We start from the raw sequence: 23,399 nt of genomic DNA, 5'->3' as shown, positions 1-23,399 counted from the left end.
CCATGAACAGATCCCTGAGAGAAGCATTGATCAAGCTAGAGGATTCTGGTGGAGAGTGCGTGGGCTCGCGGTTCACTCCTTCCCAAAAACGAGTACTTGATGACTTCCTCCGCACGACCGCCTGCGTAACCAGGGTGCGCCAGGGAAACGGCACCGTCTATCGTGTCACCAACCCGACGGTGTTTAGGCAGAATCTTCGAGAGTTACGACCTGATGCCGAATCGGTTGACGAGAATCTCCCGGTTCGTGCAAAGAACCTGGCGCTTACCCGATCCACGAAAGGTCGGAAGAATACTCACGAGGCTTCCTACCGGCTACTGAAAGCAACGGCCCCTGGAGTGACCTGGAGTTGCGACAGCAAATCCCTCAATCTCTGGGCCCTATCCTCCCTGGCAGGAGCCCTGGCCATCGATATCAGCCAGGCGGATACCTCGCTGACCTCGGGCAACCCCTTGTGGTTGGTGGAAAACCAGGCCCTGCTGGACGACACCAGTTGGGTACCCGAGGACCTGAATGGATCCGTACTCTTTTATCAGGGCCAGATCAGCAACCGGCTGATCACCTGGTTAGTTGCGAGAAGCCGAAGCCCGAGGATTCTTTTCTTTCCCGACTACGATGGCGTCGGGCTTCAGAATTATGCCCGTCTGCGCCAGGCAATGGGCGAAAACGTCGAACTGTGGCTAATGCCTGACTGGAAGCGGAAACTGGAACGCTACGGCGATTCTGACGTGTGGCGAAAAAATCTTAAATATGTGGCCAGTGCCGAGCAGAGGTTGGATCCGGACAAGGAACCGGAAGAGGTTCTGGAGCTTCTGAAAGCCCTGAAGCTCAGCGGAAAAGCGCTGGAGCAGGAGGCCGTGTTTTTGGTTTAATCCGGGTATTTTTCGGGTGAGAGAACAAAGCTTTCTATCAGTTTGACAAACGATCAAAATGTGCGCACAATTTTCAGACTAATTATTGGACTTGGTTAGCCTTATGGCCCAAAACGCTGCCCTTAAATCTGACAATCTCTTTAGCCGTCGTAGTGCGGAAAAAGAAATTGTTCGCATGCGCGACTATAAAGACCCTGCCTATGGCAAAGAGATGTCCGCCCTGCTTAAAGGTGCTGCTCCTGCGCCTGTAAGAGCTCGTGTCAGAGGCTAATCCTCCCCCCGACCAAACATTCCCGCCATCGTTTCAGGTCATCCAAGACCAACAGCGTTCCGTTGTAGAACAATATTTTCTTATCAATGACCTGCTTTGCCGAATTCCAGACAGCGCACGGGATCTGGTCTTTGTCGTGGGCGGCCGGCCAAGCACTTATGTTTTGGTCCATGAAATATGCCCAGACACGACCAAGCCCCCTCGAGTTCAGCGAAGATGAAGCAATCGCTATTGCCAGCATGGACCTGGATCTTTATGCCAGGGACAAACAAGCTATCGAAGCTTGCGCCGAGCGCTGGGTAGGCAAGGCCACCTACCCGAAGTTCGGTGACAACACGCCACAAAGCGCCATCGTCCTTCTCAATCTGCCAGAGGAAGATGAACCATACAAGATTGATTTCATGGAGAGCGTACAGGGAGTGCCTCAGAAACATATTGAGGCCTTCTGGGATGGATTTGTGATTGGTGGCGAAACTGTGCGCTTTCTCTCACCCCCACTTTGTCTGGCAAGCAGGATTCATAATTTCGCCACACTGGGTTACGGGCCTGACAAGGCTGCTCGCGAGGCCATTCGAATCAACACAGCCATAAAGATCACTAAATGTTATCTGAGTGAACTGCTTGATGAACAGTATCTTGAAAATAACGGGGGGGCACCCCGCCACGCGCTGAATATTCTTAAGTTCTTGTCTCAGCTGTTTGAACATGACGACACCGTAGAGGCAGTCCTTGGTGCCGATGCGGACCCAACGCTCTGCATACCTGCTGCTCACCGAGGATGGCCCCAAAGAACTCGAGACGAACAGATACCCCGGATTATTGGCAAGGCTTATGACAAGTACCGTCGAAGAGCCATGCTCAGGTATCGTCACCTCAAACCCGGAAACGCCGCACCAATTGGAATTCATCGCTGGTTACCGACCGGGCATGCGACCTAAACCCGTAAAAATACTTTGGGTTTAATTTGGATATTTTTTGGGTGAGAAACTCAACCAAATTAAGGCGAGTTAGTTTGTTGATTTTAAAGGGTGAAAATGGAGGCGCGGGTCGGAATCGAACCGGCGTACACGGAGTTGCAGTCCGCTGCATAACCACTCTGCCACCGCGCCGGAAAAGATCGAAGAAATCGGATCTTTGTGCTCTCAGGTGGGCATTGAGAGACTTGAAATTGGAGCGGGAAACGAGATTCGAACTCGCGACCCCAACCTTGGCAAGGTTGTGCTCTACCAACTGAGCTATTCCCGCTCTTCGCTAAGAGGCATTGCCTCGTCAACGGCTGCGTATTCTACGGATTACCGTTCAGGCGTCAATAGTTTTTTATCAAGGTTCTGTTTTATTGGAGTTTGTGGGTAAAGTTTGGCCAATCGCGAACACACGATGCGATGAAGCAGATTCCGCACTGGCAGATATCCACTGCACTCTCTAAGCTAGTGAATGGCCAGCAACATTACTTATGGATTCGACAGAACGTGCCCAGTCCCGTTTCTTCCGAGCAGACCGATCCACAAAGACCTTTCTCCGGCCCGGGCTCCGTGACCGTTGAAGCCGGTACCCTCAGGGTCGCCGGGGACTGGTTGCTGAGCCATTACCGGGCGCTGACATCGGTGGCGTCTTCTGTGTCTGTACAGGAGATCAGCAAATTACCGGTTGACCTCTCCCGGTTGGACCGGATTGATACCGCCGGTGCATCACAACTGGCCTCGCTGGTCGGGCCGGATCGCTTGCTGGAAGCGGCGTCGGCCCCCGGAGAGTTACCCCGCGAGAAATCCGCCCTGATTGCGGCCGTCTGCGAAGCGATGAAAGACCAGCCCGCACCGGGCCGTGCGGCACCCTCCCTGCTCTGGAGCTTTATCACCGGAACCGGTCAGAAGGTGGAAAGCATCTTCCGGCTGCTGTGGATTCTCGTGGGTTTTATCGGCCAGACCCTGGCCACTCTGGCCTGGAACCTGCCCAGACCAAGGCGCTGGCGAATGACGGCGTTTGTAGCGGCCGTTCATGACACTGGCCTGAACGCACTGCCCATTGTGGCATTACTGACATTTCTGGTCGGTGCTGTTGTGGCCTTCCTCGGAGCCACGGTACTGGACGGCTTCGGCGCTACGATTTATACCGTCAACCTGGTGGCATTTTCATTCCTCCGGGAGTTCGGTGTGCTCCTCGCTGCCATCCTTCTGGCCGGCCGTACCGCCAGCGCTTTTACCGCACACATAGGCGCCATGAAGGTTAATGAAGAGCTGGATGCCATCCGCACCCTGGGGCTCAATCCCATTGAACTACTGGTACTGCCCCGGGTAATGGCCATGATGGTCAGCCTGCCGATTCTTACCTTTGTCGGGATGATCTCGGGGATGGTTGGCGGGGCCGTGGTGTGTGCCCTGGTGCTGGATATCTCGCCCACCCAGTTCATGGCCATTGTTGAGCGCGATATTGCACTGAAGCATTTCCTGGTGGGTCTGGTTAAAGCTCCGGTTTTTGCCTTTCTGATAGCGGTTATCGGCTGCCTTGAGGGGTTCAAGGTTGCAGGCAGCGCGCAATCCGTTGGGGAACACACAACCGCCAGTGTCGTCCAGTCCATTTTCATGGTCATTCTTCTGGACTCCATTGCTGCGCTATTCTTTATGGAAATGGGCTGGTAATCATGGTGTTTATGAGTGCAACCCGGGAAACCAAAGCCGCTACGGAGCCAGTAATCGAAGTGCGCGAACTGTGCAACCGGTTTGGTGACCATATTGTCCATGAAAACCTGGAACTGGACCTCCTCGGCGGCGAGATCCTGGGCGTGGTTGGTGGCTCGGGAACCGGTAAAACCGTGCTCCTGCGAAGTATTGTCGGGCTTATTACGCCCGCCTCCGGCCACATTCGGGTATTTGACCAGGACCTTACACAACTCCCGGCGATGGCCCGCTCAAGGATCGAGCAACGATTTGGTGTCCTGTTCCAGGGGGGCGCCCTGTTCACCTCCCTGAACCTGCAGGAGAATATCGCGGTACCCCTGATTGAACACGCCGGCCTGAAAAGGCCGGAAGCGGAAAAGCTGGCACGAATGAAACTGGCGCTTACCGGACTATCACCGGAGGCCGCCGTGAAATACCCGTCTGAACTCTCCGGTGGCATGGTCAAACGGGCGAGCCTGGCAAGAGCGCTGGCCCTGGATCCTGAAATCCTGTTTCTGGACGAGCCCACCGCCGGGCTGGATCCCATCGGCGCCGCCGCCTTCGACCGCCTCATTGTGACGCTACGGGATGCCCTTGGGCTGACGGTGTTCCTGGTCACCCATGACCTCGATACTCTGTATTCAACCTGTGACAGGGTTGCGGTACTGTCACAGCGCCGCGTGCTGGTAGCTGATACTCTGGAGACGGTTGCCACCATGGAGGATGAGTGGATTCAGGACTATTTTAACGGCCCCCGCGGTCGCGCAGCCAGTTACGCCTTCATGGATCATTCGCAGATACGGAATCAGGAGTAGTAACCATGGAGCCCAGGGCCCATCACCTGATCATTGGCCTGTTCACCATCATCGCGTTCGGGGCAGCCCTGATTTTTTCCCTGTGGCTGGCAAAATCATCTGCTGACCGGGAATGGGCTTACTACGAAATTGTCTTTGACCACGCCGTCAGCGGCCTGGCTGAAGGCAATCCGGTTCTTTACAGCGGCGTGCAGGTGGGTGACGTGATGGCGCTGACCCTCGACTCTGAAAACCCTGGTCGTGTCCGGGTGCTCGTTCGGGTTGATCAGTCCGTACCCATTCGTGACAACACCAAGGCAGGGCTCGTGCTGGCAAACATTACCGGCAGCATGAGTGTTCAGTTCAGTGGTGGCAGCCCGGATCGGCCAGCACTAAAGGGAAACCGCGACAATCCTCCGCTGATCGTCGCTGAGCCCTCTACATTTAACAGCTTGCTCGCCAACGGCCATCAGCTTTTGGCCAAGGCGGACCTCTTGCTCAGTAACGCCACAGAACTCCTTTCTGGCGATAACATCGAGAACCTGACGGCTATCCTGCGGAATACACGTGAAGCAACCGACGCCCTTCTCGCCCGCCGCGAACAGCTGTCAGCCCTGCTCGACCGGTTGGATGCTGCCGGGTCTCGCACCGCGGAAGCCGCCATCAAGGTTTCGAGGGTCTCTGATAACGCAAACGAATTGCTGCAAACGGACGGTCGACGGGTCCTGCAATCCATGGACAAAACGCTGGGCATCATTTACGCCACCATATCCAGAATTGATCAGCTGACGCGCGACAACCGGGGTGCCATGGATTCCGGGCTTCAGGGGATGGGTGAACTGGCACCGGCACTCAGGGAGCTGAGGGCGACGCTTCGGAATCTGAACCAGTTTACCCAACGCCTGGAAGAGGACCCGACGGGGACTCTGTTCGGAAACGACACCATGAAGGAGCTTTCCAAGTGAAGGTAGCGCCAATCGTTAACCTCGCCCTCCTCCTGGGCATCGGCCTTGCAGGTGGCTGCACAGTGTTTCCGACCCCCGAGCCACCCCGGGTGATGGACATGGCTGCACCAGAAACAATCAGCAAGGCAGACCAACGCTTCCCGGAATCGCTGCGCGTTGATACACCCTATGCGTCCAAACCATTCAACAGTACGAGGATCCTGGCCAAGCCTGCGCCCTGGGAGTTCAGGTCTTATGAAGGCGTTCGCTGGCGCGACACGGTGCCGGTTGTGGTGCGTGACACCCTGGTCAGCACCCTGAGACAAAGCGAGGCGTTTGCCAGCGTGATCAGTGAAACCAGCCCCGCCGAGGCAGAGCTCACCCTGATCAGCGAGCTTTCCGCCTTTCACGTCGAAAATCCTGAGAGCACGCCCCGGATTGTTATCGAGCTGCACGTGCAACTGATCCACAACCGCTCCCGGGCCAGCCTGTGCAGCAACAACTTCAGGATAGCTGAACCGGCGCCCGGCCCTGCTATTGAGCAGATTATCGAAGCGTTCGGTGCCGCCGGCAATACGCTCTCAGACAGAGTGATTCTCTGGGCTACGGCGTGCGACCTTCCGTCTCACCCGGAAAGAGGTCAGCCCAGGCAGCCTTGAGGTAGAGCCCCATGGACCAGAGGGTAAGAGTGGCGGCGATATAGAGCAGCACCAGCGCAACATTGGACCAGAATACCCCCGGCGGAAACGCCAGCAACCCAACGATGGCAGCCATCTGAGCCGTAGTCTTGATCTTGCCGATGTAGGAGACAGCGACGCTGCCACGACTGCCAATTTCCGCCATCCACTCGCGCAGGGCGGAAATCACGATTTCCCGACCGATGATTACCGTCGCAGGAATGGTCAGAAGAATGGCCGAATGCTCCTCAATAAGCACAGCCAGAGCCACGGCCACCATCAGCTTGTCAGCGACCGGATCGAGGAAGGCCCCAAATGGGGTGCTCTGGTCGAGCTTTCTCGCCAGGTATCCGTCAAGCCAGTCTGTGGCCGCCGCCAGCCCGAAAATGGCCGCACTCACGAGATAGCTCCATTCCACTGGCAGGTAGAAGATCACCACGAACACCGGAATCATGATGATGCGGGAAAGGGTGAGGATATTAGGTAGATTCATGCTGTCCTTACTCGTCGTGCAAAGCTGCGTATAGGGTTTCTGCCAGTGATTTGCTGATGCCCGGCACCTTGACCATCTCATCAACACCCGCTTTGCGGAGTTCTTGTATTCCGCCGAAATAGCGTATCAGGTCGCGGCGTTTTTTCGGCCCCACACCTTCGATACCCTCCAGTGTAGACTGTCGCCGTTTTTTGTCCCGGCGCGCTCGGTGCCCGGTAATCGCAAAGCGGTGGGACTCGTCCCGGATGTGCTGAATCAGATGCAATGCCGGCGAGTCTGCCGGTACCCGGAAGACATCGCCGGTCATCGCATCAATGAGCTGCTCCATGCCTGCCCGGCGGGTCACGCCCTTGGCGACACCGATCAGCGGTATATCGGAAATTTCAAGCTCATCAAACACTTCCCGGGCAATGTTCAATTGCCCTTTACCACCATCAATGAAGACAAGATCCGGGCGCTTGCCCTCCCCGGCCACCATTCGCTTGTAGCGGCGGGAAAGCACCTGGCGCATGGCGGCGTAGTCATCACCGGCGGTGACGCCTTCGATATTGAACAGGCGGTAATCGGTCTTCAGGGGGCCATTCTCATCGAAAACCACGCAGGATGCGACGGTATTTTCCCCGTGGCTGTGGCTGATGTCGAAACACTCCATGCGCGACGGGGTTTCTGCGAGCTCAAGCAGGTCCCGCAGGGCCAGTAACCGCCGGTACACGGTTTCCTTGCTGGCAAGGTGTGTGAGCAATGTCTGGCGGGCGTTGGTCATGGCCAGTTCGAGCCAGCGGCGACGTTCTCCCCTCACATTGCCCCGGATACGGATCTCCCGGTTAGCGGACTCCGTGAGTGCCCGGGCGAGAAGCTCCTGACCCTCAACCTCAACGGGCACAAGGATGTCCCGGGGAATCTCCCGGCGGGTATTGCCACCAAAATAATACTGGCCGAGGAAGGCGCTGAGCAGCTCGCCTTCGGTCTGTTCGATGGAGTATCGGGGAAAGTAGTCCTTGGTACCCAGCACCCGGCCGCCACGAACAATGATGACCACAATACAGACAACCCCGGCATCCTGGGCAATGGCGACCACATCGGCATCGCCGCCTTCGCCATCCACCGACTGCTGTTCCTGAACGTGGCGCAGATGGTTAATCTGATCCCGGTAGGCCGCCGCCTTCTCGAACTCCAGGTTTTGCGAGGCAGCCTCCATGGCATTCATCAGATCATGGATGATGGCCGGGTTCTTCCCTTCCAGGAACATGGTGGCGTGGCGAATGTCCTGCTGGTATTCCTCCGGCGCCACATAACCAACACAGGGCGCGGTACACCGGTTGATCTGGTACTGCAGGCAAGGCCGCGTCCGGTTTCGGAAATAGCTTTCACTACAGGATCTTATGCGGAATACCTTCTGCAGAATATTAAGACTTTCCTTGACCGCACCGGAACTTGGAAACGGCCCAAACCAGGTGCCGCCGCCTTTCTTGGTGCGCCCCCGGCGAAACGTCAGCGAGGGATAGTCGCTGTGGGAGGACAGGTAAATATAGGGATAGGACTTATCGTCCCGGAGAAGAATATTGTAGGGCGGCCGTAACGACTTGATCAGGTTCTGCTCGAGTAGCAGGGCCTCGGTTTCACTGCCGGTAATCGTGACTTCGATTGAGGCAATCCTGGCAACCAGCGCTTCGGTTTTCGGCGCCAGGCCGGTCTTGCGAAAGTAGCTGCCGACCCGCTTTTTCAGGTTACGGGCCTTGCCGACGTACAGCACTGCGCCGCCCTCGTCATACATTCGGTAGACGCCGGGCCGCTCCGTGAGCTGCTTCAGGAAGCTCTTGCTGTCAAACTCCCCGATGTTGTTACTCTCAGGGTCAGACCTTGTCGGCATCAAGCAAACCAAGCCGCACTGCCATCAGGGCCAACTCCACATCACTGGAAATTTCCAGCTTCTCAAAAATCCGGTAGCGATAGCTGTTGACCGTTTTCGGGCTCAGGCACAGCTTGTCGGAAATGTCCTGCACTTTCTGGCAGCCCACAACCATCATCGCAATCTGCATTTCCCGCTCGGAAAGCCGGTCAAACAGCGACAGCTCGCCGTCTTCATCCCGGTCGCCGCCGCCAAGCTGTTTCAGCGCCATTTTCTGAGCGATTTCCGGGCTGATGTAACGCTGCCCCGTATGGGCCATACGAATGGCGCGAACCATCTCCCTGATGTCTGCACCCTTGGTTATGTAGGCCGTGGCGCCGCTTTGCATCACTCGGGCCGGATAGGGGTCGTCCGCACAGGCGGTAACGACAATCACGCGAAGGGAATCATCAATCCGAAGGATGCGGCGGGTAGCCTCAAGGCCTCCGATGCCGGGCATACGGATGTCCATCAGGACAATGTCCGGCCGCTGCTGGCGCACGAAATCGATCGCGTCCTCTCCGGAGGACGCCTGCCCGATGACTTCAATGTCCGGGTTATCAGCCAGCATCCGGGTAATACCGGATCTCACCAGCTCATGATCATCAACAACCAGTACCCTGATCAAAATTCACCTCGCACACGGCTTTCGGGAAAACAGCGCGATTGTAACGTTTAGTTCAGGCCCCGGGTAGGTGCAACCCCAAATACCATAACAGACATGCCGCCTATGCAGGCACACCCAGGCCCGCGGTATTCTCTACGGGGTCAAACCAGACCACCAGATCGCCCCGGCGAACTGCAGCCAGCACCCGGCTCCGTTCACCCATGGGGTTTTCGGTGTCGTTCAGTCCGTGATACCGGGTGCAATATTCTTCAACCAGGCCCAGAAGCTGATCTTCCGTTAACAACTCGGTATCAACGGTGAACTTTTCCTGTCTGGGATCCTGCTGGGGCTGATGCTCGGTGCTGTCGGTCATACTACCTCCTGTGGGCCACCATAGTAAGGATAATGATGGCCAGCAGATTGGTCTGTTCGGCAATCTCCGCAATCACGCCGATTACCTGCTCGATCTTGCCAGTGGACTCATTCAGGGCATGAATAGAACCGGAGACACGGAACCGGCGACCAGAAAGTTTTGCTGGCCGGAAAGAAACTTCATCCGGGCCATCAGGGCCTGAACCCGCTCGAAGTTCTCTCTGTGATCTTCCGCCCAGGCACTCAGGGTTTCTGAAGCGTCTTGCGCTTTCAGGATGATGCTCCAGGACAGAGCGGCGAGTCCTGCCAGGGCAAAGACCGAGAGAAACGCGAAAAACAGAATCCGGGTTCTTACTGTGCCGAACATGACAACTCCAACAGCGGGCTATGCCGCGGATGGTATGCCGAATCTGTGACACTTTTATTGCAATCGTTGCGTCAGAAAATCACCTTCACTGCTCGGCTGCCTGCCGCCGGGCGTGGCATTTGCTGCGCAAGATTCCGTCCTCAACGCTCGCCACCAGCCGGGAATCCTTCAGTGCCGCGGTACGGTGCCTGACAACACCCTTGTACTCAGCGCTTTCGATCATGGCCATAAAGGCATCTATGGAGGGGTAGCGAACCAGAAGAATCTGGTCCCAGGACTCATCCGGTGGCGCGATCAGCGGGCCGAGGCTCCGGCCAGACCAGATAACCTCGGCACCCACGGATTCCACACAGGCGGCGGCCTCCTCCATATACAGCTTATAGGCCTCCCGGCCAGACCGCTCCGGCGCCTCTTCCTTGTAACTGGCCCGCTCACGAAAACGCAGCAGGTTCAACATAACCACTGGCTGATCCTTGGGGGTATCTGCCAGTACCTTCTGCAGCTGCTCGGGCGTGGGATTAATGGCGTCCATCCTTATCCTCTTGTTCTCGTGGTTCCGGCGCCTACTATAGCCTAGCCCTGATGCATGAACGCAAGGGTTTTCATTACCTTTCACTCAGGCTGCACTGTTTGCCTTCTTATCTCGTATAGCTACAGTGAACGAAACGATACATTGGCCGGCGGCTCTGCCCTGGTTCTGGCTGCCCGCTGGGATATGCCCATGGCCAGCGAAAAAGCGCAATTCGGCGCTGGCGCCATGCCCGGAGGCTGGGTGGATAACCCCAACGTGTTCATTCACATTGATGCCGATGGCACCGTTACCATCATGAATAATCGATCCGAGATGGGCCAGGGCATCCGAACCAGCCTGGTCATGGTGGGTGCCGACGAGCTTGGCGCTGACTGGGACCGGGTTAAGGTCCGGCAGGCTGAACGTGACCACAGCAAATATGGCAACCAGAATACCGACGGTTCCCGTAGCATGCGCCACTGGTTCCGCTCGGTGTACAACCTTCCTCATGCCTGGGCGATCCAGAGCTTTGCCCATGAGCTGTCGGTGGCCGCTGGCCGGGATCACCGGGATTACGTGCTGGATTTGCTCGGCCCCGACCGCGAGATCCATAACCTGACGGTGGGCGATGGCTGGAACTACGGTGAAGACCCGGACCTCTATCCGATCGATATCGGCAGGATGCGGAATGTGATTGAGCGGGCTACTGGCGAAGCGGGCTGGAGCAAATCCCTGGGTGACGGTCGGGGGCTTGGTCTGGCCTTTCATCACAGCTTTGTCTCCTACACGGCCATCGTGTTCGAGGTGGAAGTAGATGATCAGGGTGAGCTCACCATCCACCGGGCAGACATTGCCTTTGACTGCGGCAAACAGGCCAACCCGGAGCACATTCGCTCCCAGTTGGAAGGCGCCTGCCGGTCGGTGATCAGTTGAAGGGTTGAAGGGTTAAAGCAACATCAGGGCCTCCTCAGAGGCCCTGATCTGTCTCTATCCGGTTGCGCCCGCCTGTTTTTGCCGCATACATGGCTCTGTCGGCACGGGCCACCAGCTCCTTACGCTTGTCCTCGGGACGCCAGGTAGCGACTCCGATGCTGGCGGTTACGCCTTCCGGCATCCTGCTTATGCGCACACCGGCAACTGCCTTACGGATACGCTCCGCCAGAATCACTCCGTCTTCCCTGGCTGCGCCGGTGGCCACAACCACAAATTCCTCACCGCCCCACCGACCAATATGGTCTTCCTGCCTCAGCACGCCGTTTACCTCGCAGGCAATGTGCCCCAGCAACTCGTCTCCTGCCTCATGACCCCAGGTGTCATTCACTCGTTTGAAGTGATCAACGTCCAACAACAGGACACAAAACGGAAGTTTGTGCCGGCGGGCTTTCGCCAGTTCCTTGTCCAGCTCCTGTTCGGTCCGGTACCGATTCCAGATACCGGTCAGGGAATCATGACTGACCGCTTCACGGAGTTTTTCATTTGCCCTGGCAAGCGCCTGCTGCTCCTCCCGGAGCATTTCGTTCAGCCGGGTAATTTCGCTGGCCGATGCCAGCAGGGCCACATCCTCACCAAGATCCACCGCGGCCTGACGCTCAATCGGTTTCCACGGATCGCTGGTGCCCCGGACCTCCTCCTGCCAGGCGCTGAAGGTGCGGTGCAGGTCCTGCCCGCTGGCGGGGGCGCTGACCAAAGCATCGGAATCCGGTTTTCCAGCCCAGTAAAACGTCCTGTCATGCTCCGGGCGGAAAAACATCAACCAACCTTCAGAATCTTCCCCCGGCAAGGGTGCTGCGAGCATCCCACAGCAACCATTCAGCTCAAGGCCCGCTGCCAACGGTTCATTCCTGAGGCGGCTGCTCACCCAGGCTCCCTGGCCGTGGCTTTGTTCGAGCCTTCTTGCAAACTCTGCGATGGTTTTCAGGGGTGGAGTCACGCCGAACCCGGATATCTCGCCTTTAGTCCTGAACGCCAGGCCGGCCGCGCGAAAAAACACGAGCCATTCGTTGCCGTACTTTTCGAGCATTGCCGTGGGCGACAGCCCGGCTTTGACATCCTCCACCAGAAAGTCCCTGGACTCCTGCACCTGCAAAAGAAAGCTGGATTCCATTCGCGCCTTGAGCAGGAACAGTCGTTGAGTCGCCATGGTAACCAGAGTTCGGGCGGCATCCCTGAGTGTGGGTGCCAGCGGCATTGGCGTCGCGGAAATGCAGGTCACCATTCCCCAGAGGCCTGCCTGACCTACGATGGCGAGAGACAAAAGGGACCTGGCATTGAAGTCATCCAGAAAGTTTCGCTGACGTCGGGACGGGGCCCGCAGCACCGTACCACTGGCATCAATGTCCCGGATCCTGTGTTCTGAAAGTGCTGCTGAGGAAACAACCGGAACGGCATCCGCACCCAAATCCGGAATGCTTCGAACCTCCCTTGCCGCAAACTTTTCCCGCTGTTCCGCCGGATAGTCACTCGCGGCAAAGCGCTGCCCCACAACCGGGGACAGACCTTCGGCCAAATCCTCCGCAAGACAGACACCATGGCCTTCGTCATCGAAATGGAACACCAGGACACGCTCAAAACGGGTTATATCCCGCACACCGGCCACCAGGATGTCCATCAGAGCGCCCGGCGTTTCGGCCCGGGCCAGTCTGGTCAGCCACTGGTTCACCGTTCCCATCAGGCGCCGGTTGCCAAGCGGTGTAATGGGCTCGATCTCGACGATGACCGCATCACCGGACCGGAAGGCATTGACCTGCAGCCGGGTCTTGCGACCGTCAATATCTCTCTGGATTGAAAGCGGACCACTGAGCCGGCTGCCCGTGCGCAATTCGTTTCGCGCCTTCCCCGTAATCCGTTTACCGAGCACCTGTTCAGGCTTCTGATCCAGCAACTCATCAGCAGCCACACGCAAATACTGCTGTGCGTTCGCACTGCATTGAACAATCAGGGAAAGGTCCTTATCCAGAACCAACAGGCAGCCACAGGGTTGAATGCTGAGGAGAGACGTATTTCGCACAGGAGGGGCAGCAGACGATTGAGAGGCCTGGCTGGCCTGAAGAAGGTGGTCAGGGTTCAAGATAAGCGACGGCTCCAGCGAAACAAAATGACAGTTAGCCGGAAACCTGTCCGTGGAGCACAATTTCCCTGCAAATCCGGCGATGAGTTGCCTGAAGTATACAGCTTTCACGCCACCAAACTATGTCATCTTGTCAACTATTTGTTAAATTCGGAACCACTCCTGAATGGAACCTTGGTGGCATTCCGGTAGCAGGCTAGGTAGTGCAGCGCTTATAATCCTCATCCTCAACACAACCCGGAAATGGCCAGCCGTAATGACCCTGATCGACCTGTTCCTGCAAACCATGGAAACCACATTACCGGTTTTCATAATGGTCTTTATTGGGCTTGGGCTGCGACGCATCGGCTGGATTGACGGCGCATTTGTTAACACGGCCTCGGCCCTGGTCTTCAAGGCGACGCTACCGACCCTCGTGTTTCTGAGCATCATCCGCGCGGACCTGGATACGGCCTTCAATCCCGGCCTTCTGGTGTTCTACCTGGGCGCGACCCTGGCAAGTTTCGCAATAGCCTGGCTCTGGGCCCGCTGGCGCGTTGTCCGGGAAGATCGGGGGGTTTATGTGCAGGGTGCCTTCCGTGGCAACTGCGGCATCGTGGGTCTCGCGCTCGCCGCCAACCTGTATGGCGATTTTGGCTTATCTGCCGGCGGTATCCTGCTGGGGCTGGTGATTATCTCCTACAACATCCTGTCCGTGATCGTATTGGTGGCCTATCAGCCCGGGCAGGCCACAGACTGGCGGAAGATCTTTCACGATATTGTTCGTAACCCGCTCATTATCGCCGTGTTTGTCGCCATTCCCTTTGCCGCGCTGGAAATCACGCTACCGGGCTGGGTAATGATCAGCGGTGACTATTTTGCATCCCTGACCCTTCCGCTGGCGCTGCTCTGCATCGGGGCCACAGTCTCTCTCAGTGCTATCCGGAACGACAGTAAAACGGCGTTCAGCTCCAGCCTGATGAAGATGGTCGTGCTACCCACGCTGAGTACGGCCGCGGCCTGGCTGGCAGGCTTCCGCGGTCCTGAACTGGGACTGATGTTCCTGTTCTTTGCCAGCCCCACCGCCGCGGCCAGCTTTGTGATGGTAAAAGCTCTGGGTGGAAACGACCGGCTGGCCGCCAATATAATCGCCCTGACAACCTTGATGGCCAGCATTACCGTGACTCTGGGCGTGTTCGTATTGCGAAGCGCAGGGCTGATCAGTGTCCCGTCTGGCTAATAGACTCAATAACGGCAATCCCGGCCTGACAGCCGCCGAGATACCCGCCACCGAACAGATTGTAGTGATTCAGATAGTGGTAAAGGTTGTAGACCTCACGCTTCACGCCATACACAGGTGTTCGGGGATATTGACGATCGTAGGCGGCGTAGAAGGATCGCCCGAAACCTCCGAACATTTCCGTCATGGCGAGATCGGCTTCCCGGTCACCGCAATAGACAGCTGGGTCAATCAGCCAGGGCATTTTCACATCAAACAGCACGTTTCCGCTCCAGAGGTCGCCATGAAGCAGGCTCGGGTGGTCACAATGGGTGTCGAGCCATTTCATGAGCACTTCACCCTGCTGCTCCAGCACCTTCTGAAAACGGGTCCGCTGGGCGGCGTCGCGCACCCTGGTAACCTGATATCCAAGGCGGTCCCGAACAAAAAATTCGCCCCAGCTGCGGCACCAGCGGTTGGGTTGCGGCGACAACCCGATGTAGTTGTCGTGGCTCCAGCCGTAGGCATCCTGCGGAAGGCTGTGCAGTCGGGCCAGGCCTTCACCAAGCGCTTGCCGGGCACGATCCGACGCCCCCAAGGCTTCGATGGCGGTGATTTCCAGTTCGGATTCATCTACCCGGTAAACCCTCGGAACGCCGATATCAGTGACCCCGGCCTCGCCAAGAGCGCTGGCAAGACGTTCCAGACCTTCCGCCTCGCAAATCAACGCATTGGCATAGCCGGTGGCGTTCTGTTTCAGGTAGGTATCGGCCATGGGGAACACACTCCTTGAAGTTTTCCTGCCGGAACCGGTAGATTGAACCAAAGCCTGACACGACGCATTTAAAGGGGCAAATGATGGATAAAAAACGCTGGCACCTTCTTATCTCCGGGCGGGTACAGGGCGTCTACTACCGGGCCTCTACCGAAAAACGGGCCGCTGAACTTGGCCTCACCGGCTATGCCCGCAACCTGCCCTCCGGCCAGGTAGAAGTGGTTGCCGAAGGATCGGAAGGCCAGTTGCATCAGCTTCATGAGTGGTGCAAAGGCGGGCCACCGGATGCCCGGGTAGACGCCATCGAAATCACGGAACAGCCCCCCTCAGGAGCGTTCACTGATTTCAGCGTTCGCTAATCGATGCCTTTCAGTGACCGATACACCGGGCCAGGGTTACCACCACTATCTACCTACCACCTTTCAGAGGTCGGGGCATGCCAAAGGACAAACCGTTTTCCCAAGCTTGTGAGAATAACAGGCAACCGATTCTTGAAAAACTCTCCGGGCTTTTCAAACAACCGGGCACGATTCTGGAAATCGGAACAGGCACCGGCCAGCACGCGGTGCACTTTGCCGGGCATTTGCCGCACCTGACATGGCAGCCCAGTGATCGCCCGCGCAACACCCAGCTTTGCATTCCGTGGCTGGACGACGCAATGCTGCCCAATATCAGCCCGCCTCTACCCCTTGATGTCCTCGCCGGGGATTGGGCCCAGGTACCCGCCATCAGCGGCGCCTTCTCCGCCAATACCGCTCACATCATGGCCTGGCCGGAGGTAGAGGCAATGTTTCGGGGCATCGGCAAGGCATTACCAATGGGCGGTACTTTCTGCCTCTATGGCCCGTTCAGTTATGCGGGCAAGCATACCAGCCCCAGCAACGAACGGTTCGACAGCTCGCTCAGAGCGCAGGCTCCACACATGGGTATACGGGATATCGAGGATTTGCAGCGCCTGGGTAAGGCCACAGGCCTGACGATGGAACAGGATTTCGACATGCCCGCCAACAACCGGCTGCTTGTCTGGCGCCGGTCTGAGTGAAGGTATAAAAACCTCGACGGTGCCGGGGTTTTGTATTGGCGGATTGTATTGGCGGAGAGGGAGGGATTCGAACCCTCGATACGCTATTAACGTATACACACTTTCCAGGCGTGCGCCTTCAGCCACTCGGCCACCTCTCCAATAAACTGTTTCAAATCAGCGATGTCGTCGCGCATTTGAGGGCGCAAACTTTAATGGTTTTACGGGCGATTGGCAACTCCCTTTGGAGAAATCGCCAAAAAATTTCGGGAATCGCCGGCTTTTCTGTTTACCGGTTGAACAGATTCAGGACTATGGTTAACACAACGCTGATGATGATCATGGACGTAATCGGGATAAACACCCGGCTGTTTTCCGAACGTATATTGATGTCACCGGGCAGTTTTCCGAACCAGTTCAGAATGCCGGGTGTAAAATGGAGGATAGCCCCAACAACAATCAGTATGATGCCGGCGACAATGAACCAGCGGGCCATGGCGGGTACCTTTGGTGACCAGATCCGATAAAGATACGGGGAGAATAACAATGCTGATGAAAGCTGAGCAATCGACATTGCTGCTGATCGACGTACAGGAAAAGCTCATGCCAGCCATAAGCCACGGTGAAGAGGTGGTTGACCGATGTATTACACTCGCAACCATAGCTGGCCTGATGGAAGTGCCGGTACTGGCCACCGAACAGCTTCCGGACAAGCTGGGCCATAATGTCGAGGCGGTTCGGGAGCTTTCTCATCAAACTCTGGCGAAACACCATTTTGACGCCTGCCCCGACGGGCTTGTCGATCACCTTCCCGAAGGCCGGCAACACATTGTAGTGGGTGGTTGTGAGACCCATGTCTGCATGATGCAGACCGCCCTCAGCCTTGTCGACGCCGGCTACAAGGTCTGGGTGGTGGCCGATGCGACAGGTTCCCGGAACGAGTTTGACCGTGACGTCGCCCTGGATCGCCTGAGCGAAAGCGGAGCACGGGTCGTGACCCTTGAAATGGTGGCATTCGAATGGATGCGCCATTGCAGGCATCCGCAATTCAGGAACATTCAGGCGCTGATCAAGTAAATGCATCCAGCACAGCGATGCCGACGTAAACACACCCCCGAAATCCCACGCAGTTCTTGAGGTTACCGATGCTAAACATGGATTTTACCCGCAAGGTCGTAATTCGGACTGCCGAACAGGAATGGGTTCCCAGCCCCGCAGGCGGTGTACTCAGAAAACCCCTTGCCAGAGAGGAAGCGGAGCGCGGGCACGCAACCAGCGTTGTTCGTTATGAACCCGGAGCCTCATTCAAGCGGCACGAACATCCACTCGGCGAGGAAATTCTGGTTCTCGACGGCGTATTTTCCGATGAAACCGGCGACTATCCGGCAGGTACTTACCTGCGCAACCCGCCGGGAAGTGGCCACGCCCCGTTCAGCAAGGAAGGTTGCACCCTGCTGGTGAAACTGCATCAGTTCGATGAACGGGATCAGTCAACGGTTCGTATCGACACCACCAATACGCCCTGGCTCGCCGGCATTGGGGGCTTGCAGGTTATGCCCCTGCACGAGTTCGAGCATGAGCATGTTGCCCTGGTGAAATGGCCGGCGAACGAAGTCTTCCAGCCCCACAGACACTTCGGAGGTGAAGAGATTTTCGTACTGTCCGGGGAATTCTGCGACGAGCACGGCAGGTACCCTGAGGGAACCTGGATCCGGAGCCCCCATCTGAGCCAACACCATCCGTTCGTGGATAAGGAAACTGTGATCTGGGTCAAGACGGGCCACCTTCCTGGCGACCAGCCAATCGGGATAGGGGGGAGCCACTAGACTCCGCCCCTCCCACACCACCCGGCAAGCGGGTCCGCACCGGGCGGTTCGAGACGTTGAGGTATCACGAGAGACGCGGCACGCCCAACCGATCAAAGTAGGCAATCGTCAGCACGTTGTGAATGGCAGACCGACTGTTATGCCACCAGCGACGGCTCAGGGCCGCCACTGATTCCGCAACCCAGGGACTCGCGCCAAGGCGCAGCAGTTCCCGGTAAATGGTCCTGCCCCGCTTCCACTGTTTGAGATGCAAGGCTCTTAGGCGACGGCGTAACCACTCATCCAGCGACCGCCAGATGCGTGGCGTTTGCGCCAGCCGGAAGTACCCTTTCCATCCCAACAGGTAGCTACGGAGTTGCTCTACCACCTGCTCAATACTGCGCCCTCCGTTGCGTCGGGTCAGTTGCCTGATCCTCCACTTGAACGCCTGTAACGCCTTGGCTGATACCGCGCGCCGGACGTCTCCGTCCCTCGTCTGCCATAAGGCATAGCCGAGGAACTTTCGACCGAACGCACTGGCGACTGCGCTTTTGGATTCGTTGATCGTCAAGCGCAATTTGCCGTAACAGCGACGCAACAGTCGCATCACTCGCTCACGCGGCTTTCTGACTGCGTACGTAGACGTTGCAGTCATCGGCATAGCGGGCGAAGCAGTGGCCCCGGCGCTCCAGTTTCCCGATCCACCTCGTCAGCAGGACGTTCGCCAATAAAGGCGACAGAGGCCCGCCTTGCGGCGTGCCTTCGTGTCGCTCAATGACGACTCCGCATCCATAATGCCCGCATTCAGATACGCCCGAACCAGCCGGATGACTCCGGTGTCGTTCACTACGCGGTTTCAGACGGTCGATCAGGATGTCGTGGTTGACGCCCGGTCGAAGAACTTCGACAGGTCGACGTCCACCACGATGTGGTGGCCCCTGCTGGGCATAGCGGTGTGCAGCCAAAACCGCCATCCTGAGCCCGACGGCCCGGCGGAAGCCGTGGCTGTGCTCGCTGAAGGTTGGATCGATCAGAGGTTGCAGACACTTGCAACAGTGCCTGTTGAATCAGAACGGTCGGTCACGGTGGGGATACCCAGTTCCCGTTCATTCCGTCGGTTTCGGGATGCCTACCCGACGGACAGGCTGAGGCCGATAGCGACCTTCCAGCAATTGTTGCCGGAGATCCGGCCAGGCCCATTGCAGGTGTTCGGCTGTCTGGGCAATGTCCAGACCGTCGATACCCGCCGCTCCTTGTTGGCCTTCACGCGCTTCCATGCCCGTTGCATATTCTCTCGTGCGAATACCTGCTCAAGCAGGCCTCGCCCTGCGCCCTCCGGTTCTCGTCGCGGAGTCCTGTTTCATCGCTGGTCACATCTGGCAAGGCTTCACCTTCCCGCTCCGTAACCCGCCCCGCTGGCGCGGGCATCTGATGCCGTACAATGCTCATCGACAAGGCGTTTGACGCTCCTTCTCGTTCGGCCCTTCGTTCCATTCCGGAAACTACTATGGCCTCTGCTGACTTCTCGCTCCGTGTTGCCACGTTGCCCTTTCAGGCATAAGGCGAGATATCCCCGGGTAAGAACACACTCCTTCACCGCACAACCGCCGGATTTACGCCGCATCGCCTTGGCCACAAGAGCTTCGCGGCTTCTAGCCCGCTCGCCCTGCTCGGCAGCGCCTTATATCCGATTCTTGTTCATCGGCTCACGGTTTACGCTCCACGCTTCCTCTCCACAGTTGGTCGCCCTTCCGCAGTTGCGCTTCACTTCGTTCGCTGTGGCCAGCTTACGGGAGGACTTGCACCTCCAGGAGTGCGCCCATGCCGGGCGCACTAAAAAAGGGCTCCGAAAGGAGCCCAGGTATCGTCAAGAGATCGCTGTGGGTTGCCAGTTACGCCTGGTGAAGGCATCGTTGCTTGCCCCTTCACCCGTAGGACTGAATGTTGCCGAATCCTCGTCGGCCGGAACCGCAAACACGTGGTATGCCTCGGGACCAAACGGATCCAGCGCAGTGTCGACATACTCAAACCTATCCGGCACAGGCTCACCGGAGTACACGACGCGGAATCGCCGTTCCAGGGTCGGAGTGGTGACATTCAAGGGCTGCTCCACCCAGAGGTAGACGGCCTTGTGGGGCACGATGTACTCGCTGCGCACCACCCGATAACCTTCCCGGAGTGAGAGAGTGGTCGGCTCCTTGCCCGGTTCCAGACGGAATTTGTGGATGGTTTTCATAGCTGCTACTCCTCTTCGGGTTGCTGCCTTTCACAATTTCATAGTGGACGGGAACAGAGATCGATAAAATAAACTTTCCTGAGGTTTTTGCATCGCTTTTTTCGAGGTCATTTCAGGCCCTGGAAGTCGGAGTGGGCCTCACAGATAGCTCTAACACCCTCATGCGCAATTTTTCGGCCACGGGTAATTGCGAAAAGCTCATCCACGACGTCATCAATTGAGGCGATTTCCTCAACCTCATACTGTCGGCAGACCTCCTCCCAAATGACTGTCGGTGCCGCAAATACGCCATAGCCCTGGCTTCCGAATACTTTGATCAATGCGCTGTCGTCTACCTGCGCAACAAGCCTCATCCGCACGCCATTGAGGCTAAACCAGTTCATGAGACGTTCGAAGTAAGGTGCATCGGTGGCGTTGGCCAGCAGCGGCTGACCATTGAGGGATTCCGGGAACCCGTCTTTTAACCGGCCCGCCAATGCCGGCGCCGCAAACAGGCTCATGCTTGAGCCCGCCAACGGATGGACGGTGAGATTGCCCTCCTCCTGAAGCTTTGGCATGCGGTCTGTAAGGACCAGATCAAGCTCCTTGCGCTTGAGACTAAGGACCAGGTCCTCAGTGCGCCCTGTCTGGCATTCCAGTTGAATCGACCGCTCAACAGCCATCGCCGGTTGCAGGAGATAATAGGCAATCAGCTTGTGAATCGATGCGGAAATGCCGGCACGAAGCGTGAGGGGGCGCTCGGAAGGATCGAGCCGCAGGGTTTCAGTGAGCTCGCCGGTAAGCGCAAAAATGTCATCGGCATAACCAAGGATTAATCGCCCCAGATCAGTCAGAATCAGTTGTCGCCGTTCCCGTGAAAACAAACGGCCACCAACGGAGGCTTCGAACGTCGCAAGCTGACCGCTAAGGGTCTGTGGCGCCAGCTCCAGAACCTCGCTGGCCCGGGCAATGGAGCCCTCGCGACTGATCACCCAGAAATAATAGAGATGCCTTAGATTAAGCTGTCCCATTGCGACGCCCCTCGCCAGAATTCAGGAAGGCCTCGGAACCTTCAGTACTTCACCGAAGGTGACGTATTCGCTGCCGCCAAGGCGACCAAGCGGATCAATTGCAGAACCGTCAAACGTGAGCCGGCTCTTGTCGTCGTAACGGACCGCATCGTCGCTTACCCACACCCGATTTACCTTGCCGAACACCAGCGATTGCGGGCCGGCACCGATTTCCTTGATGTCATACAGCTCACAGGCAAAAGCGACGTGGCAGTCCTTGAGGCGCGGCAGCCTGCTCCCATCGAAGTCCGTCAACTCGAGGTCGAGATTGTTCAGCTCGGAGTCGCCATGGGGCAAGGTTCTGGATGACTCGGTTACTGCCGCCGCAAGCTCCCGGTGGGCAATATGAACCACGAAATGCTTTCGTTTTTCAATATTGACCCGGGTATCCTTTGAGGCCCTATCCGTGGGTTTTTTGCCGACCGAAATCATCAGCAACGGCGGATTGCTGGTGATGGGCGTAAAAAAGGAAAATGGCGCAAGATTGTAATCACCATCCGGGTTCTCACTCAACACCCAGGCGACGGGGCGTGGAATCACGGTCTGGGTCAGGATGTGATAGGCGTCTTTCGGGTCCATCCCCTCGAAATCGATAAGCATCAGTTTCTCCCGTTAACCGCGGCTTCAGGTGTACGCTCACGGATGAGCCACAGGGTCATAAGGATTCCGTGGAGGATAAGAAATGGCAGGGCGACCATAACAAGCCCGCCCCAGCCCAGCCAGCTCAGGATGGCACCGGCAGAGAGTGCAGCAGTGGCCTGGGAACCGAACACCATGATGTCGTTCAACCCCTGAACCCTGAAACGCTCTGCATCCTGGTACCCCCTGGGAAGTAGCGTTGTGCCACCTACAAAGAGGAAGTTCCAGCCCACACCCAGCAACAACAGGGCCCCAAGATAATGATGGAAACTGATGCCGCCGGCAGCGAGCACGATGCAACCCAGATAAGCGAGAAGCCCTGCCGCCATCATCAGAGGTATACTCACAACACGGGTCAGCCAGCCGCTGATGAGCGAGGGAAAGTACATGGCCATGATATGGAGCTGGATAACACGCTTGGCGTCGTTGAGATTATGCCCGGCCATCTCGGTCATGCTCAGCGGTGTGGCCGTCATGATGAAGCTCATCACCGCATAACCAATAGCAGCAGCGCTGATCGAGGCCCATACCAGTGGATTGGAAAGAATCTCACGCAAAGGGCGGCCACCGCCAGGATGTGTTTCCCGTACCAGTTCACCTTTTGCCCGGTAACCGGCGCCCAGTATAAGCAAGGCCGCGCTCTGCACAACCGTCAGACCAACCCAACTGATCAGAAACGGATACTGCTCAGCCGACCCACTGCCAATAGCGGCGACTTCGGGCCCTAGCCAGGCAGCAACCAACCCGCCAAGCAGCACCCGGGCTGCGGCAGAACCTGCCAGCCCCGGAGGCACAGACTCCATGGCTGCGAAACGGTATTGATGAACTACCGCCAATCCGGTGCCACCAACAACCGTCGCCAGGCACAAAAGCGAAAACAATCCGAGCCAGGATGCCAGTGCACCGAGCAATCCGGCCAGCATCCCCATGGTTGCGCCCAGCAGCATCACCCGCTTGCGGCCGAATCGTTCCATCAGCCAGGTGGCAGGCTTGATGGCCAGTACTGTCCCGACGACAACAAGACCGACAGGAAGTGTGGCGTATTCCGCTGCGGGTGCAAGCATACGGCCCTGGATGCTGCCAATGAAAACAATGAAGGGCGCTGTGCACATCGCCAGCGCCTGAGCCGCAACCAGCACCCAGACATTCATGGGCATGG

24 protein-coding genes, 3 tRNA genes and 2 pseudogenes are annotated in these 23,399 nt (G+C 57.4%); 12 read left to right on the top strand and 17 right to left on the bottom strand.

The features are described 5' to 3' along the window. Window positions 1-2: 2 nt before the first annotated feature. A complete protein-coding gene (locus D0851_RS01235; protein ID WP_162893656.1) occupies window positions 3-872 on the top strand; it encodes a hypothetical protein in 870 nt (289 codons plus the stop codon). A 441-nt stretch (window positions 873-1,313) separates the two neighbouring features. Beyond that, window positions 1,314-2,081: a hypothetical protein gene (locus D0851_RS01225; protein ID WP_117616994.1), complete on the top strand. Its 768-nt coding sequence runs from the start codon at window positions 1,314-1,316 to the stop codon at window positions 2,079-2,081. A 97-nt stretch (window positions 2,082-2,178) separates the two neighbouring features. Here D0851_RS01225 and D0851_RS01220 read toward each other — a convergent pair. Next, window positions 2,179-2,252 (bottom strand) — tRNA-Cys (locus tag D0851_RS01220). Window positions 2,253-2,312: 60 nt separating this feature from the next. After that, window positions 2,313-2,388: transfer RNA gene (locus D0851_RS01215), tRNA-Gly, on the bottom strand. A gap of 224 nt (window positions 2,389-2,612) precedes the next feature. Here D0851_RS01215 and D0851_RS01210 point away from each other — a divergent pair. Genes D0851_RS01210 through D0851_RS01195 form a run of 4 tightly spaced genes read left to right on the top strand, consistent with a single transcriptional unit; the run spans window position 2,613 to window position 6,194 of the window. Continuing rightward, a complete protein-coding gene (locus D0851_RS01210) occupies window positions 2,613-3,779 on the top strand; it encodes an MlaE family ABC transporter permease (protein WP_205422248.1) in 1,167 nt (388 codons plus the stop codon). A gap of 11 nt (window positions 3,780-3,790) precedes the next feature. Then, window positions 3,791-4,612, top strand: a complete 822-nt coding sequence (locus D0851_RS01205; RefSeq protein ID WP_117620233.1) for an ABC transporter ATP-binding protein — start codon at window positions 3,791-3,793, stop codon at window positions 4,610-4,612. 5 nt (window positions 4,613-4,617) lie between these two features. Beyond that, complete coding sequence (locus tag D0851_RS01200) at window positions 4,618-5,556, top strand: MlaD family protein (protein WP_117616992.1); 939 nt, start codon at window positions 4,618-4,620, stop codon at window positions 5,554-5,556. Beyond that, window positions 5,553-6,194, top strand: coding sequence for an ABC-type transport auxiliary lipoprotein family protein (locus D0851_RS01195; RefSeq protein ID WP_227539397.1), 642 nt, complete (start codon window positions 5,553-5,555; stop codon window positions 6,192-6,194). The genes D0851_RS01200 and D0851_RS01195 overlap by 4 nt, the downstream gene beginning before the upstream one ends. On the opposite strand, the gene pgsA is transcribed toward D0851_RS01195, so the two are convergent. The 6 genes from pgsA to D0851_RS01165 all read right to left on the bottom strand — a co-directional run bounded on the left by pgsA (window position 6,139) and on the right by D0851_RS01165 (window position 10,471). Next, window positions 6,139-6,705 (bottom strand): CDP-diacylglycerol--glycerol-3-phosphate 3-phosphatidyltransferase, encoded by a 567-nt coding sequence (pgsA, locus tag D0851_RS01190; RefSeq protein WP_117616991.1) that lies wholly within the window; start codon window positions 6,703-6,705, stop codon window positions 6,139-6,141. The two genes, D0851_RS01195 and pgsA, sit on opposite strands and share 56 nt — an antisense overlap. A 7-nt stretch (window positions 6,706-6,712) precedes the next feature. Next, window positions 6,713-8,575, bottom strand: coding sequence for an excinuclease ABC subunit UvrC (uvrC, locus tag D0851_RS01185; protein WP_117616990.1), 1,863 nt, complete (start codon window positions 8,573-8,575; stop codon window positions 6,713-6,715). Next, complete coding sequence (gene uvrY, locus D0851_RS01180) at window positions 8,559-9,221, bottom strand: UvrY/SirA/GacA family response regulator transcription factor (RefSeq protein WP_117616989.1); 663 nt, start codon at window positions 9,219-9,221, stop codon at window positions 8,559-8,561. The genes uvrC and uvrY overlap by 17 nt, the downstream gene beginning before the upstream one ends. A 100-nt stretch (window positions 9,222-9,321) precedes the next feature. Continuing rightward, complete coding sequence (locus D0851_RS01175) at window positions 9,322-9,573, bottom strand: hypothetical protein (RefSeq protein ID WP_117616988.1); 252 nt, start codon at window positions 9,571-9,573, stop codon at window positions 9,322-9,324. A 111-nt stretch (window positions 9,574-9,684) separates the two neighbouring features. After that, window positions 9,685-9,939: a hypothetical protein gene (locus D0851_RS01170; RefSeq protein WP_205422247.1), complete on the bottom strand. Its 255-nt coding sequence runs from the start codon at window positions 9,937-9,939 to the stop codon at window positions 9,685-9,687. A gap of 85 nt (window positions 9,940-10,024) precedes the next feature. After that, the gene (locus D0851_RS01165) at window positions 10,025-10,471 is read right to left on the bottom strand and encodes a DUF1330 domain-containing protein (RefSeq protein WP_117616987.1); all 447 of its coding nucleotides are present in this window, start codon (window positions 10,469-10,471) and stop codon (window positions 10,025-10,027) included. A gap of 108 nt (window positions 10,472-10,579) precedes the next feature. Here D0851_RS01165 and D0851_RS20990 point away from each other — a divergent pair. Further along, a pseudogene (locus D0851_RS20990) lies at window positions 10,580-11,365 on the top strand (molybdopterin cofactor-binding domain-containing protein); the annotation flags it as partial. Between the two features lie 52 nt (window positions 11,366-11,417). Here the strand turns inward: D0851_RS20990 and D0851_RS01150 are convergent. Further along, on the bottom strand, window positions 11,418-13,457 hold the full coding sequence (locus tag D0851_RS01150) for a sensor domain-containing diguanylate cyclase (protein WP_227539396.1): 2,040 nt from the start codon (window positions 13,455-13,457) through the stop codon (window positions 11,418-11,420). Window positions 13,458-13,773: 316 nt separating this feature from the next. On the opposite strand from D0851_RS01150, the gene D0851_RS01145 reads away from it, so the two are divergent. Further along, on the top strand, window positions 13,774-14,736 hold the full coding sequence (locus D0851_RS01145; RefSeq protein ID WP_117616984.1) for an AEC family transporter: 963 nt from the start codon (window positions 13,774-13,776) through the stop codon (window positions 14,734-14,736). On the opposite strand, the gene D0851_RS01140 is transcribed toward D0851_RS01145, so the two are convergent. Further along, complete coding sequence (locus tag D0851_RS01140; RefSeq protein WP_117616983.1) at window positions 14,717-15,490, bottom strand: fructosamine kinase family protein; 774 nt, start codon at window positions 15,488-15,490, stop codon at window positions 14,717-14,719. The two genes, D0851_RS01145 and D0851_RS01140, sit on opposite strands and share 20 nt — an antisense overlap. Window positions 15,491-15,573: 83 nt before the next feature. Between D0851_RS01140 and yccX the strand changes: the two genes are divergently transcribed. Together yccX and D0851_RS01130 are read left to right on the top strand one after the other, a co-directional pair. Continuing rightward, window positions 15,574-15,849, top strand: coding sequence for an acylphosphatase (yccX, locus tag D0851_RS01135; RefSeq protein WP_117616982.1), 276 nt, complete (start codon window positions 15,574-15,576; stop codon window positions 15,847-15,849). A 77-nt stretch (window positions 15,850-15,926) separates the two neighbouring features. After that, complete coding sequence (locus D0851_RS01130) at window positions 15,927-16,532, top strand: DUF938 domain-containing protein (protein ID WP_117616981.1); 606 nt, start codon at window positions 15,927-15,929, stop codon at window positions 16,530-16,532. Window positions 16,533-16,581: 49 nt separating this feature from the next. On the opposite strand, the gene D0851_RS01125 is transcribed toward D0851_RS01130, so the two are convergent. Together D0851_RS01125 and D0851_RS01120 are read right to left on the bottom strand one after the other, a co-directional pair. Next, window positions 16,582-16,672, bottom strand: a tRNA-Ser gene (locus D0851_RS01125). Window positions 16,673-16,800: 128 nt separating this feature from the next. Beyond that, on the bottom strand, window positions 16,801-17,007 hold the full coding sequence (locus D0851_RS01120; protein ID WP_117616980.1) for a DUF2905 domain-containing protein: 207 nt from the start codon (window positions 17,005-17,007) through the stop codon (window positions 16,801-16,803). Between the two features lie 50 nt (window positions 17,008-17,057). Between D0851_RS01120 and D0851_RS01115 the strand changes: the two genes are divergently transcribed. Together D0851_RS01115 and D0851_RS01110 are read left to right on the top strand one after the other, a co-directional pair. Continuing rightward, a complete protein-coding gene (locus D0851_RS01115) occupies window positions 17,058-17,588 on the top strand; it encodes an isochorismatase family protein (protein ID WP_117616979.1) in 531 nt (176 codons plus the stop codon). A 68-nt stretch (window positions 17,589-17,656) separates the two neighbouring features. Then, entirely contained in the window at window positions 17,657-18,337 is a 681-nt protein-coding gene (locus D0851_RS01110; protein WP_117616978.1) for a cupin domain-containing protein, read from the top strand. Between the two features lie 64 nt (window positions 18,338-18,401). Here D0851_RS01110 and ltrA read toward each other — a convergent pair. The 5 genes and pseudogenes from ltrA to D0851_RS01080 form a co-directional block, all read right to left on the bottom strand. Continuing rightward, window positions 18,402-19,771 (bottom strand): annotated as a pseudogene (ltrA, locus tag D0851_RS20985) (group II intron reverse transcriptase/maturase). A gap of 412 nt (window positions 19,772-20,183) precedes the next feature. After that, entirely contained in the window at window positions 20,184-20,552 is a 369-nt protein-coding gene (locus D0851_RS01095) for a hypothetical protein (protein ID WP_117616977.1), read from the bottom strand. Window positions 20,553-20,659: 107 nt separating this feature from the next. Continuing rightward, on the bottom strand, window positions 20,660-21,562 hold the full coding sequence (locus tag D0851_RS01090) for a LysR family transcriptional regulator (protein ID WP_117616976.1): 903 nt from the start codon (window positions 21,560-21,562) through the stop codon (window positions 20,660-20,662). Between the two features lie 21 nt (window positions 21,563-21,583). After that, window positions 21,584-22,201 (bottom strand): flavin reductase family protein, encoded by a 618-nt coding sequence (locus tag D0851_RS01085; RefSeq protein ID WP_117616975.1) that lies wholly within the window; start codon window positions 22,199-22,201, stop codon window positions 21,584-21,586. Next, entirely contained in the window at window positions 22,201-23,397 is a 1,197-nt protein-coding gene (locus D0851_RS01080; RefSeq protein WP_117616974.1) for an MFS transporter, read from the bottom strand. The genes D0851_RS01085 and D0851_RS01080 overlap by 1 nt, the downstream gene beginning before the upstream one ends. Between the last annotated feature and the right edge of the window lie 2 nt (window positions 23,398-23,399).

It is taken from the genome of Marinobacter sp. Arc7-DN-1 (assembly GCF_003441595.1).
Taxonomy (GTDB): Bacteria; Pseudomonadota; Gammaproteobacteria; order Pseudomonadales; family Oleiphilaceae; genus Marinobacter; species Marinobacter metalliresistant.
Note: the sequence above shows the minus strand (reverse complement) of the source record. Positions and strands in the feature narration are given on the sequence as shown.